Source organism: Cognatilysobacter xinjiangensis (assembly GCF_014651995.1).
GTDB classification, from domain to species: Bacteria; Pseudomonadota; Gammaproteobacteria; order Xanthomonadales; family Xanthomonadaceae; genus Cognatilysobacter; species Cognatilysobacter xinjiangensis.
Genome location: NZ_BMXY01000001.1, coordinates 173609 through 185475, shown reverse-complemented (window position 1 = coordinate 185475; position 11867 = coordinate 173609). Strand labels below are relative to the sequence as shown.

General features: G+C 69.6%; 12 protein-coding genes. 2 read left to right on the top strand and 10 right to left on the bottom strand.

The window, feature by feature from the left end; all coding sequences use genetic code 11:
- Nucleotides 1–56 precede the first annotated feature (56 nt).
- Nucleotides 57–716 (top strand): hypothetical protein, encoded by a 660-nt coding sequence (locus IE066_RS00840; protein ID WP_189446443.1) that lies wholly within the window; start codon nt 57–59, stop codon nt 714–716.
- On the opposite strand, the gene IE066_RS00835 is transcribed toward IE066_RS00840, so the two are convergent.
- From IE066_RS00835 to IE066_RS00790, 10 genes are all read right to left on the bottom strand, one after another.
- On the bottom strand, nt 713–1300 hold the full coding sequence (locus IE066_RS00835) for a hypothetical protein (protein WP_189446442.1): 588 nt from the start codon (nt 1298–1300) through the stop codon (nt 713–715). The two genes, IE066_RS00840 and IE066_RS00835, sit on opposite strands and share 4 nt — an antisense overlap.
- Nucleotides 1301–1302: 2 nt before the next feature.
- On the bottom strand, nt 1303–2604 hold the full coding sequence (locus IE066_RS00830; protein WP_189446441.1) for a citrate synthase: 1302 nt from the start codon (nt 2602–2604) through the stop codon (nt 1303–1305).
- A gap of 258 nt (nt 2605–2862) precedes the next feature.
- Entirely contained in the window at nt 2863–3108 is a 246-nt protein-coding gene (locus IE066_RS00825) for a type B 50S ribosomal protein L31 (RefSeq protein ID WP_189446440.1), read from the bottom strand.
- Between the two features lie 95 nt (nt 3109–3203).
- Nucleotides 3204–4136 (bottom strand): nucleoside hydrolase, encoded by a 933-nt coding sequence (locus tag IE066_RS00820; protein ID WP_189446439.1) that lies wholly within the window; start codon nt 4134–4136, stop codon nt 3204–3206.
- Between the two features lie 21 nt (nt 4137–4157).
- Nucleotides 4158–6263, bottom strand: a complete 2106-nt coding sequence (gene recG, locus IE066_RS00815; protein ID WP_189446438.1) for an ATP-dependent DNA helicase RecG — start codon at nt 6261–6263, stop codon at nt 4158–4160.
- 1 nt (nt 6264) lies between these two features.
- Complete coding sequence (locus IE066_RS00810; RefSeq protein ID WP_189446437.1) at nt 6265–6648, bottom strand: RidA family protein; 384 nt, start codon at nt 6646–6648, stop codon at nt 6265–6267.
- Between the two features lie 58 nt (nt 6649–6706).
- On the bottom strand, nt 6707–8893 hold the full coding sequence (locus IE066_RS00805; RefSeq protein WP_189446436.1) for a RelA/SpoT family protein: 2187 nt from the start codon (nt 8891–8893) through the stop codon (nt 6707–6709).
- A 158-nt stretch (nt 8894–9051) separates the two neighbouring features.
- Nucleotides 9052–9348: a DNA-directed RNA polymerase subunit omega gene (gene rpoZ, locus IE066_RS00800; protein WP_189446435.1), complete on the bottom strand. Its 297-nt coding sequence runs from the start codon at nt 9346–9348 to the stop codon at nt 9052–9054.
- A 121-nt stretch (nt 9349–9469) separates the two neighbouring features.
- Nucleotides 9470–10093: a guanylate kinase gene (gene gmk / locus IE066_RS00795; RefSeq protein WP_189446434.1), complete on the bottom strand. Its 624-nt coding sequence runs from the start codon at nt 10091–10093 to the stop codon at nt 9470–9472.
- A gap of 80 nt (nt 10094–10173) precedes the next feature.
- Nucleotides 10174–11022, bottom strand: a complete 849-nt coding sequence (locus IE066_RS00790; RefSeq protein ID WP_189448692.1) for a YicC/YloC family endoribonuclease — start codon at nt 11020–11022, stop codon at nt 10174–10176.
- A gap of 82 nt (nt 11023–11104) precedes the next feature.
- Here IE066_RS00790 and rph point away from each other — a divergent pair, with 82 nt between their 5' ends.
- The gene (gene rph / locus IE066_RS00785) at nt 11105–11848 is read left to right on the top strand and encodes a ribonuclease PH (protein ID WP_189446433.1); all 744 of its coding nucleotides are present in this window, start codon (nt 11105–11107) and stop codon (nt 11846–11848) included.
- Nucleotides 11849–11867: the final 19 nt, after the last annotated feature.

Genomic DNA, 11867 nt, shown 5'->3' with positions numbered 1-11867 from the left:
AGGCGCCGGCCTTCGTCGGCGGCGGTCCACCGCCTTTGCCTGCCACGGAGCCCGCCATGCGCCCTGCCCGTCAGCACGCCCATCTGCATGCCCAGTCGCGCCTGCGCGAACGCCGCGAGCGACTCGCCGGGGAGGCGGCACGGTTGATGGCCGAAAGCGGCATCGCCGACTACCACCAGGCCAAGCTCAAGGCCGCCGAACGGCTCGGCATCCACGACGACGCCTCGCTGCCGCGCAACGCGGAGATCGAAGCCGCGTTGCGCCAGTACCAGCGCCTGTTCGGACGCGACAGCGCGGGCGAGCTGCAGCGCCGCCGCGAAGCGGCGCTCGAAGCATTGCGATTCTTCCGCGCCTTCGAGCCGCGCCTGGTCGGTCCCGTGCTCGAGGGCACCGCCGACGCGCGCACGCCAGTGCTGCTGCACCTGCATGCGGACGATGCCGACGCGGTGCACCGCTTCTTCGTCGAGCACGACATTCCGGCGCAGCCACGTAGCCGCCGGCTGCGGCTGGATCGCCACCGCGACGCCGAATTCCCCGTATGGGTATTCAGTGCCGACGACCTGCCCTTCGACGTGACGGTGCTTCCGCACGACGTGCTGCGCCAGGCGCCGCTGTCGCCGGTCGACGAGAAGCCGATGCGACGCGCGAGCGCGAGCCAGTTGCGGCAGATCCTCGCGGACGCGGAGATCGAGGGTTTCGAGCGCGGCTTCGGCTAACGCCTGTCCTGCGCCTTCGAGCCCCAGCCGAAGACGTTGAGCTCGATCACCCAGAACGCGACCAGCCAGAGCGCCGCGTCCCAGGTGTCCAGCCATGCGGCGCGGGGATCGTCGCCGGCGATGCCGCCCAGCAGCCAGGTGACCAGAAAGCCGCCGAGCGCGAGGTATAGCGCGCCCGCCGCATAACGACGCAGCCGATGCGCGCGCTTGAAGCGCGACGGCAGGCGCAAGTCGACTTCCAGCAGTGCGACCACGCCCAGCCACGTCGCCTCGTTCGCGAAGTCCAGCCACTCGCGTTCCATTGCGTAGCCGACGACCGCCACGACGACGCCGATCGCCGCCAGTGCACGAACGCCGTGCAGCAACGGGCGTGCCCGGGCCGGCAGGCCCCAACCGCCCGTCTCCCATTCGAACAGCAGCACCAGCACGACCCAGGCCGCCGTATCGAGCAGTTCGGTCGCGCGCCCGTACAGTCCGAACAGCAGTACATCGAGCGCCAGCAGCGCATAGACGCACCACTTGAAAACGACGAAGCCGCGGGCGGGCCGCGGCTTCGTGTCGGTGTCCGGGGACGCCGAAACCATCGTCAGCGCTTGTCGGCGCCCACGTAGTCGCGCTGCGCGGCGCCGGTGTAGATCTGACGCGGGCGGCCGATCTTGTTCTCCGGATCGTTCTGCTGTTCCAGCCAGTGGCTGACCCAGCCGGCGGTCCGCGCGATCGCGAACATCACCGTGAACATCTCGACCGGGATGCCGAGCGCCTTGTAGATGATGCCCGAGTAGAAATCGACGTTCGGGTAGAGCTTGCGCTGCACGAAGTACTCGTCTTTCAGCGCGGCCTCTTCCAGGCGCATCGCGACTTCGAGCAGCGGGTCGTCGATGTTCAGCGCGCCCAGCACGTCGTGCGTCATCTTGCGGACCAGCGCGGCGCGCGGATCGTAGTTCTTGTAGACGCGGTGGCCGAAGCCCATCAGGCGGAAGCCCGAGTTCTTGTCCTTGGCCTTGTCGACCGCGCTGCTCACGTTCTCGGGGCGGCCGATCTCGGCGAGCATCTTCAGTACCGCCTCGTTCGCACCGCCGTGCGCCGGGCCCCACAGCGCGGCGACGCCGGCGGCGACGCAGGCATACGGATTCGCGCCGGTCGAGCCGACGAGGCGCACGGTCGAGGTCGACGCGTTCTGCTCGTGGTCGGCGTGCAGGATGAAGAGCAGGTCCAGCGCCTTGGCGGCAACCGGGTTGAGCTCCAGCGGCTCGGCCGGCACTTCCTTCATCATGTGCAGGAAGCGCGTGGTGTACTCGAGCGAGTTCTTCGGATAGCGCATCGGCCAGCCGATCGAATAGCGATGGCAGGCGGCGGCGATCGTCGGCACCTTGGCGATCAGGCGGATCGCGGCCAGGCGGCGCTGCTCCGGATCGTCGAGGTCGAGATCGTTGTGGTAGAAGCTCGCCATCGAGCCGAGCATGCCGACCAGCATCGCCATCGGATGCGCGTCGTGGCGGAAGCCGTAGAGGAACGTGCGGAAGGCCTCGTGCATCATCGTGTGATGCGTGACCTCGTGCTCGAACGCGTCGAACTCCTGCTTGCTCGGCAGTTCGCCGTTCATCAGCAGGTACGCGACCTCGAGGAAGTTCGACTTCTCGGCCAGCTGCTCGATCGGGTAGCCGCGATACAGCAGCACGCCGGCGTCGCCGTCGATGTAGGTGATGGCCGACTTGCAGCTCGCCGTGGCGGTGAAGCCGTTGTCGTAGGTGAAGCAGCCGGTTTCCTTCGGCAGCTTGCTGATGTCGATGCACGGCGCGCCCAGCACGGGGTGCAGCACGGGCAGGGTCACGTTGGCGTCGCCGGCGGTCAGGTTGACCTGCTGGAGGCCGGAATTTGTATCGGACACGAAGCGCTCCTGGGGGGCAGGCGGCAGTGACGCCGCGGCTGAAGGAGAAAGGCCATCACGGATGAACCGCAAGCCACGGATTATCGCACATACGCCTGCGAACGCAGGCTGGCCATCGGTCCAGTGGTTTTCGTCGCTGGAACGCCCTAGGCCGCGAAACGCGCGCCGACACCGGGCGTTTTCCCGGATGACGGAAACGACGACGGCCGCACGAGGCGGCCGCGATCGACTCGATGCGGGCGATGCCCGCGGCGAGGATTACTTCTTGGCGTAGCGCTGACGGAACTTGTCGACGCGACCGCCGGTGTCGATGATCTTGTTCTTGCCCGTGTAGAACGGATGCGAGGCCGACGAGATGTCGACCTTCACCAGCGGGTATTCATTGCCGTCTTCCCACTTGACCGTCTCCTTGGAGGGGATGGTCGAACGGGTCAGGAAGGAAAAGTCCGTGGTGACGTCCTGGAAGACGACTTCGCGGTACTCGGGATGGATGCCGGTCTTCATGGCATGCACCATTCAGGGATTCGGGGAGCCCGGCAGTATAGAGACCGACCGGGCTCCGTGCAAGCCGTGTGAGGACGCGGTGGGCTGGACCGGCCTCAGGCGCCCAGCGCGCGGCGCATGCGGGCCTCGAAGCGGGCCTGGTCGTAGCGCATGAGGATCCGGCAGTTGTCGCCCGCCCCGCCCTCGCGGCGCCAGTCGACCACGGTGGCACCACGACTGTGGCGACCTTCGAGTTCGACCGCGACCGGGCGCTCGACCAGCTCCGTCGCTCCCTCGGGCTCGAGCGCGTAGGCCATGGCGAGGGCGTCGGCCGCATGCCAATGGTCGCCGCGGCGGTCGCTGGACCATTCGCGCGTCTTCTTCGAGATCGAGTCGTAGAAGCGCGCGAGCGGCGCGTCGGCCTGCAGCCAGCGCTCGACTTCATCGTGCGCGAAACCGTGGGCGACGGTGGCCTCCCAGTCGGCCAGGTCGATGTGCGGGAAGCCTTCGAACACGATGCGCGCCGCCTCAGGGTCGAAGTAGATGTTGAACTCCGCGGCCGGCGTGATGTTGCCGTGGCCGGTGACCGCACCGCCCATCACCACGAAGCGGGCCACGCGCGAGGGCAGCGTCGGATCGAGCTTCAGCGCCAGCGCGACGTTGGTCAGCGGGCCCAGCGCGACCAGCATCAGGCGGCCGGCATGTTGGTGCGAGAGGCGAAGGATGGCGAGCGCGGCGTGCTCGGCCTCGGCCTGCTTGGTGGCCTTCTCGTAGCCGGTATCGCCGAAGCCGTCGCGGCCGTGCACGTAGGCGGCGTCGCGCGCCGGATGCAGCAACGGCGAGGCGCAGCCCGGGAAGACGGGTACGTCCACGCCGGCCACTTCGCAGAGCTTCAGCGCGTTGGCGACGGTGTGGTCGAGGCCTACGTTGCCGGCGGCGATGGTGAGGCCGACGACGCGATGGCGCGGGTCGTCGAAGGCCATCAGCAGGGCCAGCGCGTCGTCCACGCCGGGGTCGGTATCGATGAGGAGCGGGATCTGTTCGGTCATCGACCGATTATGCGCGCCCGCTCAGGCCGAGGCGTAGCGCACGGCGCCACCGACCCAACGCGCGACGATGCGCCCGCCGAGTTGCGGCGCGCGCTCGGCGATGCGCTCGCCGAGGAGTTGCACGCGCGGCATGAGGTCGGCATCGCGCGTGAGGTCGGCGACGCGGAATTCGGCCAGGCCGGTCTGGCGCGTGCCGAGCAGTTCGCCGGGGCCGCGCAGCTCGAGATCGCGCTCGGCGATGACGAAGCCGTCGTTGGTCTCCCGCATGGTGGCGAGCCGCTCGCGCGCCATCTGCGACAGCGGCGGCTGGTAGAGCAGCACGCAGCTCGACTGCGCACTGCCGCGCCCGACCCGCCCGCGCAACTGGTGCAGCTGCGACAGGCCGAGGCGCTCCGCGTTCTCGATGATCATCAGCGAGGCGTTTGGCACGTCGACGCCGACCTCGATCACCGTCGTCGCGACCAGCAGGTCGATGTCGCCGTTCTTGAACGCGAGCATCGCCGCCTGTTTCTCCGCGGGCCGCATGCGGCCGTGCACGAAGCCGAGGCGCAGCTCCGGCAGCTGCGCGGTGAGCTCGTCGAAGGTGGTCTGCGCGGCGCGGGCGACGACCTCGTCGCTCTCGTCGATCAGCGTGCACACCCAGTACGCCTGGCGGCCTTCCGCGCAGGCGCGACGGATGCGCTCGACGAGCTCGGGGCGACGGTCGGCGCCGAGCACCACGGTCGTCACCGGCGTGCGCCCCGGCGGCAACTCGTCGATGGTGGAGACATCGAGGTCGGCGTACGCGGCCATCGCCAGCGTGCGCGGGATCGGCGTGGCGGTCATCACCAGCTGATGCGGCACGTTGCCGCGCGCACGCGGGCCCTTGTCGACCAGCGCCAGGCGCTGGTGCACACCGAAGCGGTGCTGCTCGTCGACGATGGCCAGCGCGAGGTCGTGGAAGGCAACGCCCTCCTGCATCAGCGCATGGGTGCCGACGACGACTTGCGCCTCGCCCGAGGCGACCTCCGCCAGCACCTTCGCGCGCGCCTTGCCCGTGACCTTGCCGGCGAGCCATGCCACGCGCACGCCGAGCGGTTCCAGCCAGCCGCGCAGGTTGACCAGGTGCTGCTCGGCGAGCAGCTCGGTGGGCGCCATGAGCGCGGCCTGCTGGCCATCGCCGACCGCGAGCAGCGCCGCCATCGCAGCGACCACGGTCTTGCCCGAGCCGACGTCGCCCTGCACCAGTCGCAGCATCGGCACCGGCTGCGCGAGATCGCGCGCCACCTCGGCGAACACGCGCGCCTGCGCGCCGGTAAGGCGGAACGGCAGGCCGTCGCGCAACGCGTTCGCAAGGCGTGCATCGCGCAGTGCCGGCGCCGCATGCGCGCGATGCGCACGACGCTGACCGCGCAGGCTCAGGTGGTGCGCGAGCAGTTCCTCGAGCGCGAGCCGGCGCTGCGCGGGATGACGCCCCGACAGCAGCGCGGGAATGTCGTCGCCGGCCTGCGGGCGATGCACGGTCACCAGCGCTTCGTGCAGCGACGGCAGGCCGAGGTCGGCCCACCACTCGACGGGCAGCAGTTCGAGAGCGGCATCGGGCGGCAGGCGATCGACGGCGAGCCCGATCAGCCGCCGCAGCGTGGCGGGCGCGACGCCCTCGATCTGCGGATAGACCGGATCGAGCACGCTGCCCAGCGCCTCGTCCGGCTCGACCACGCGATAGCTCGGATGCACGATCTCCAGCCCCTGAGGGCCCAGCCGCGGCGTGCCATAACAGCGCAGGCGCGTGCCCGGCTGGAACTGCGCGACCTGCGCTGCGCGGAAGTGGAAGAAACGCAGCACCAGGGTGCCGTGCGAGTCGTCCGAGATCGCCACCTTCAGCATCGGCCGGTAGCGGAAACCCTTCTCGACCGCCTCGACCACGCCTTCGACCTGCGCCGCAGCGCCGGCCTGCAGCTCGCGGATCGGCACGATCTTCGTGCGGTCCTCGTAGCCGCGCGGCAACTGCAGCCAGAGGTCCTGCACGGTGGAGAGCCCGCGCGTGGCGAGCTTCTCCGCGAGCGCCGGCCCGCAGCCGCGCAGCGACGTCAGCGGCGCATCGCCGGCCGGCGCGAGGGCAGGCGTCGGTCGCGCCGCGCGGGGCATGTCAGCGGAGGACGAGGATCGCGTCGACCTCGAACTGCGCGCCCTTGGGCAGGCCGGACACCTGGATGGTCGAACGCGCCGGATACGGCGCCTGGAAGTAGTCGGCCATCACCGCGTTGACCGCGGCGAAGTCGCCGAGGTCGGTGAGGTAGAGGCCGAGGCGCACGACGCCGTCCAGCGAGCCGCCGGCGGCCTCGCAGACCGCGCGCAGGTTGTCGAACGCGCGGCGCGCCTGCGCGGCGATGTCGCCCGCGACGATCTCGCCGGTCGAAGGATCGAGCGGGATCTGGCCGGACAGGAACACGGTGTCGCCGGCGCGCACGGCCTGCGAGTACGGGCCGATGGCGGCGGGAGCGAGGTCGGTCTGGATCGGTTGACGGGCCATGGCGGCGAATCCGGAGAAAACCCGGAGTGTAGCGAAGCCGTTCGCGAACGCTGAGACGCTAGATACGCTGCACGCCCAGCGCGACGCTCAGTTTGCGCACCTTGCGCATGACGTCGGCGAGGTGGCGGCGATCGGACACCTCGATGCCGAAACGCAGCACCGCGACGTTCGCATCGCGCTCGATGTATTCCACGCGATCGATGTTCGCCTTCGCCTCGGCGATGCCGGCGGCGATCTGCGCAAGCGCACCGGGGCGGTTGTCGACCTCGATCTTGAGCGCGGCGTGGAAATCGCCCTGCACCTGGCGGTCCCAGCCGATCGGCACCCAGCGGTCGGGCGACTTGCGGTACTCGGCGACGTTCGGACAGTCCAGGCGATGCACCACGATGCCCTTGCCGGCGGTGTGGTAGCCCATGATCTCGTCGCCCGGCACCGGCAGGCAGCAGGCCGCGAAGGAAATCACGCCCTTCTCGTTGCCTGTGATCAGGATGCGGTCGCGCATCGCGTGGCCCGGATCCTCGGCGCGCGGCTGCAGGTTCGAGCCCTGCTCGCGCACCAGCGCCAGCGCCACCTGCTGCGGCATGCGGTTGCCGAGCGCGATGTCGGCCAGCAGCGCTTCCAGCCGCGCGTAGCGGTTGTCGCCGAGGTAGGTCTCGAGCCGCGTGGCCGGCACGCGCTCGAGCGAGGTGTCGAGCGCTTCCAGCGCGCGGTCGAGCATGCGATGGCCGATCTGCACGGCATCCTCGTGCTCCAGCTGCTTGAGCTGCTGGCGGATCGCCGTGCGGGCCTTGCCTGTGACGACGAATTCAAGCCACTGCGGTTTCGGCGTCGCCGAGCGCGCGGTGATGATGTCGACGCGATGGCCGCTCGCGAGCTTGGTGCGCAGCGGGACCAGCTTGCCGTCCACGCGCGCGGCCACCGCCGTGTTGCCGATATCGGTATGCACGGCGTAGGCGAAATCGAGCGCGGTGGAATTGCGTGGCAGCGAAAGGATGTCGCCCTTCGGCGTGAACACGTAGACCTCGTCCGGGAACAGGTCGACCTTCACGTTCTCGAGGAATTCGAGCGACGAGCCCGCCGAGCGCTGCGATTCCACCAGGTTGGTCACCCAGTGGTGCGCGCGGCTCTGAGCACCGTTGAAGCCTTCGCCGCCGAACTTGTACGACCAGTGCGCCGCGATGCCGCGCTCGGCGATGAGGTCCATCTCTTCGGTACGGATCTGGACCTCCACCGGCGAGCCGTACGGGCCGAACAGCACCGTGTGCAGCGACTGGTAGCCGTTCGCCTTGGGGATGGCGATGAAGTCGCGGAAGCGCGAATCCAGCGGCTTGTAGGTGGCATGCGCGACGCCGAGCGCGCGGTAGCAGTCGCCCACGTTGCGCACCACGACGCGGAAGCCGAACACGTCCATCACCTGGCGGAAGCTCTTCTGCTCCGAGCGCATCTTGGTGTAGATGCTCCAGGGCGACTTCACCCGGCTCACCAGCCGATGGATGAGTTTTTCCTTCGCGAGCTTCTGCGCGAGGTTGGCCTCGATCTGCACGATCAACTCGCGGCGCATCACCGGCTGGGTGCGGATGCGCTTCTCGATCACCGCGTGCCGCCACGGATGCAGCGCGCGGAAGCCGTGGTCCTGCAACTCGGCCTTGAAGAGGTTCATGCCCAGGCGCTGCGCGATCGGCGCGTAGATCTCGATCGTCTCGCGCGCGATGCGCTTGCGCGATTCGGGGCTTTGCGCGCCCAGCGTGCGCATGTTGTGCAGGCGATCGGCGAGCTTGATCAGGATGACGCGCAGGTCGCGCGACATCGCCAGCAGCATCTTGCGGAAGCTCTCGGCGGCGGCTTCCTGGCGGTCGCGGAACTGCAGCTTGTCGAGCTTGGTCACGCCGTCGACCAGCTCGGCCACGGTCTCGCCGAACTCGGCGACCAGCTGCTCGCGCGAGAGCTCGGTGTCCTCGAGCGTGTCGTGCAGGATCGCGGCGATCAGCGTCTCGGGGTCCAGTCCCTGCTCGGCCAGCACCTTGGCCACCGCGACGGGATGGGTGATGTAGGGCTCGCCGGATTTGCGCGTCTGGCCCGCATGCGCCTCGGCGCCGATGCGCCAGGCCTTGCGCAGCAGCGCGCGCTGTTCCTCGCCCAGATAGGAGGCGGCACGCTCCAGCTCGAGGACGTACTCCGGCACCTCGTCGGCGGGAACCGGGACGGAGGCGGTTTTCGGGCTGGCGACGCGATCGAACGAACTCATTGCGACCGACTATACGGGCGCGCCCCTAGGGCGCAACGGTTTATGGCGTGGCCTCCGGCCGCCGGTTCACCGCCGTCCACGATCCGTGACGGACGTGCGGAAACGAAAAGCCCCGCCGATGGCGGGGCTTTCCGGGATCGATCGGCGGGACCGGTGGATCAGTCGTCGCCCTTCGACAGGTCGTCGTCGGCGACCACCTCGGCGGCGGCCCATTCCAGCGCCTCGCGCTCCTTGCGCTCGCGCTCGGCCTTTTCGACGGCGTCGATGTAGTCGTTGTCGATGCGGCGGGCGGCGATCTCGCGCAGCGCGAGCACGGTCGGCTTGTCGTTCGCGTCGTTGTCGAGCTGGGCGTCGACGCCGGCGGCGAGCTGGCGGGCGCGCTTGGACGCCATCATGACGAGCTCGAAACGGTTGTCGACGACCTGCAGGCAGTCTTCTACGGTGATGCGGGCCATGGGGCTCCCGGCGGCCGGACGGCGCGCCACGTGATGCGAAAGGGGCGAGAAGTGTAGGCCCGCCCGCCGAACGAGGCAAGCCTTTCCTTTGGAATCAGTCAGTTAGGCCGCGCCGGCCGGATCAGGATCTGTCGTCGGCCAGCAGCGCGCTGATCAGTCGGGCATGGCGGGCGACCTGGCGGTCGCGCAGCAGGCGGCTGGAAGTGAAGATCGCGCACATCTCCGACACCGCGGTGTCGAAGTCCTCGTTGACCACGAGGTAGTCGAACTCGCCGTAGTGGCTCATTTCCTCGCGGGCGGCGTCCAGGCGCTGGCGGATCACCGCCTCGCTGTCCTGCCCGCGCTTGCGCATGCGCTCGTCGAGCGCGGCGCGCGACGGCGGGAGGATGAACACGCTGATCGCGTCCGGCACCTTGGCGCGTACCTGGCGCGCGCCCTGCCAGTCGATCTCCAGCAGCACGTCGCGGCCGGCGTTCAACTGCGGCTCGACCGACTGCCGCGCCGTACCCTTCCAGTCGCCATGCACCAGCGCGTGCTCGAAGAAGTCGCCGGCGGCGACCATGTTCTCGAACTCGGCGGCGCTGACGAAGTGGTAGTGCTCGGCGTGCCGCTCGCCCGGGCGCGGTGCGCGCGAGGTAAACGAGATCGACAGGCAGATGTTCGGATCGCGGGCGAGCACCGCGTTCACGATGCTGGATTTGCCCGCGCCGGAGGGCGCCGCGACGATGAAGAGTGTTCCGCGCATGGGCCGGTTGGTGGTCTGCGGAGGTCGGCGGGGCCGGGCTGGCGAATGCTAACCGCTTTGGCGGCCCGCCCGGCGGGACGTCACTCGATGTTCTGGACCTGCTCGCGGATCTGGTCGATCAACACCTTGAGATCGATCGCGGCGGACGAGGTGCGGCTGTCGACCGACTTGCTGCCCAGGGTGTTCGCCTCGCGGTTGAATTCCTGCAGCAGGAAGTCCAGCCGGCGGCCCACCGCCTCGCGCAGCTTGAGCACGCGGCGCGCCTCGGCGAGGTGGGCATCGAGGCGATCGAGCTCCTCGTCGACGTCGAGCTTCTGCAGCGCCATCACCAGCTCCTGCTCGATGCGACCGGGATCGACCGGCACCGGCAAGTCCGCGAGGCGCGTCTCCAGTCGCGTGCGCTGGCCTTCGCGGATCGCCGGGATGCATTCGCGCACGGTCTCGCGGATGGTCGCGATTGCGTCGAGTCGGTCGACGATCGCCTGCGCGAGCTTGGCGCCCTCGCGCTCACGCGCGGCCACGAAGTCGTCCAGCACGCGGTCCAGCAGCGCCAGCGCCTCGGCCTGCAGCGCGGCGGCATCGGTGCCCTCGCCCTTCACCACACCGGGGATCTGCAGCAGCTGCGAGAAATCGGTGCGCAGGCCCGGGAAGTCGGCTTCGAGCTCGCGCGCCAGGCGCGACAGCTCGGCCAGCCGCTCACGATCGACCTGCAGCGCGCCCGCGCCCTCGACCGCGCGAAAGCGCAGGCTGACGTCGACCTTGCCGCGGCTGATGCGCGCGCCGATACGCTCGCGCAGCGCGGGCTCGAGCACGCGCAGCTCGTCGGGCAGGCGCGTGGCGATCTCGAGGAAGCGGTGGTTCACCGACCGCAGCTCGCAGGCGAGCGTGCCCCATGGCGTGGTCGTTTCGCCGCCGGCGAAGGCGGTCATGCTGCGGATGGACATCGCGACTCCTGCCGGGACGGCGGGGTGCGGATGGTACGCTCACGCGCCGTTTCACGGATATCGCGCCATGACCGCGGCAGTTCCCGCAGCCTTCGCACGCCCCTCCGGCCGCGCGCCCGACCAGCTGCGACCGGTGCGCATCACGCGTGGCTTCACCAAGCACGCGGAAGGCTCGGTGCTGATCGAGTTCGGCGAGACGCGCGTGCTCTGCACGGCCAGCGTCGAAGCCCGCGTGCCCGGCTTCCTGCGTGGCAAGGGCGAGGGCTGGGTCACCGCCGAGTACGGCATGCTGCCGCGCTCGACCAATACCCGTAACGACCGCGAGGCCGCGCGCGGCAAGCAGGGCGGCCGCACGCTGGAGATCCAGCGCCTGATCGGCCGTTCGCTGCGCGCCTGCGTCGACCGCCGCGCGCTCGGCGAGCGTACCGTCACCCTCGACTGCGACGTGCTGCAGGCCGACGGCGGTACCCGCACCGCAGCGATCACCGGCGCCTATGTCGCGCTGGTCGACGCCATGCAGTGGCTGCGAGGGCGCGGCGAGATCAAGCGCGATCCGATCGTCGGCGCGGTGGCGGCGGTGTCGGTGGGCGTGTATCGCGGTGTGCCGGTGCTCGACCTGGACTACGCCGAGGACAGCGACTGCGACACCGACATGAACGTGGTGATGAACGACGGCGGCGGCTTCATCGAGCTGCAGGGCACGGCCGAGGGCCATGCCTTCCGCCGCGACGAGCTGAACGCGCTGACCGACCTCGCCGAGGTGGGCATCGCGCAGCTGGTGGCGTTCCAGCGCGAAGCGCTCGCGCTCTGATCCACCCCGCCTACACCGC

Coding starts and splice junctions, on each gene's coding strand:
- IE066_RS00840 (WP_189446443.1), top strand. CDS start 57: ATGCGCCCTGCCCGTCAGCACGCCCATCTGCATGCCCAGTCGCGCCTG.
- IE066_RS00835 (WP_189446442.1), bottom strand. CDS start 1,300: ATGGTTTCGGCGTCCCCGGACACCGACACGAAGCCGCGGCCCGCCCGC.
- IE066_RS00825 (WP_189446440.1), bottom strand. CDS start 3,108: ATGAAGACCGGCATCCATCCCGAGTACCGCGAAGTCGTCTTCCAGGAC.
- IE066_RS00820 (WP_189446439.1), bottom strand. CDS start 4,136: ATGACCGAACAGATCCCGCTCCTCATCGATACCGACCCCGGCGTGGAC.
- recG (WP_189446438.1), bottom strand. CDS start 6,263: ATGCCCCGCGCGGCGCGACCGACGCCTGCCCTCGCGCCGGCCGGCGAT.
- IE066_RS00810 (WP_189446437.1), bottom strand. CDS start 6,648: ATGGCCCGTCAACCGATCCAGACCGACCTCGCTCCCGCCGCCATCGGC.
- IE066_RS00805 (WP_189446436.1), bottom strand. CDS start 8,893: ATGAGTTCGTTCGATCGCGTCGCCAGCCCGAAAACCGCCTCCGTCCCG.
- rpoZ (WP_189446435.1), bottom strand. CDS start 9,348: ATGGCCCGCATCACCGTAGAAGACTGCCTGCAGGTCGTCGACAACCGT.
- gmk (WP_189446434.1), bottom strand. CDS start 10,093: ATGCGCGGAACACTCTTCATCGTCGCGGCGCCCTCCGGCGCGGGCAAA.
- IE066_RS00790 (WP_189448692.1), bottom strand. CDS start 11,022: ATGACCGCCTTCGCCGGCGGCGAAACGACCACGCCATGGGGCACGCTC.
- rph (WP_189446433.1), top strand. CDS start 11,105: ATGACCGCGGCAGTTCCCGCAGCCTTCGCACGCCCCTCCGGCCGCGCG.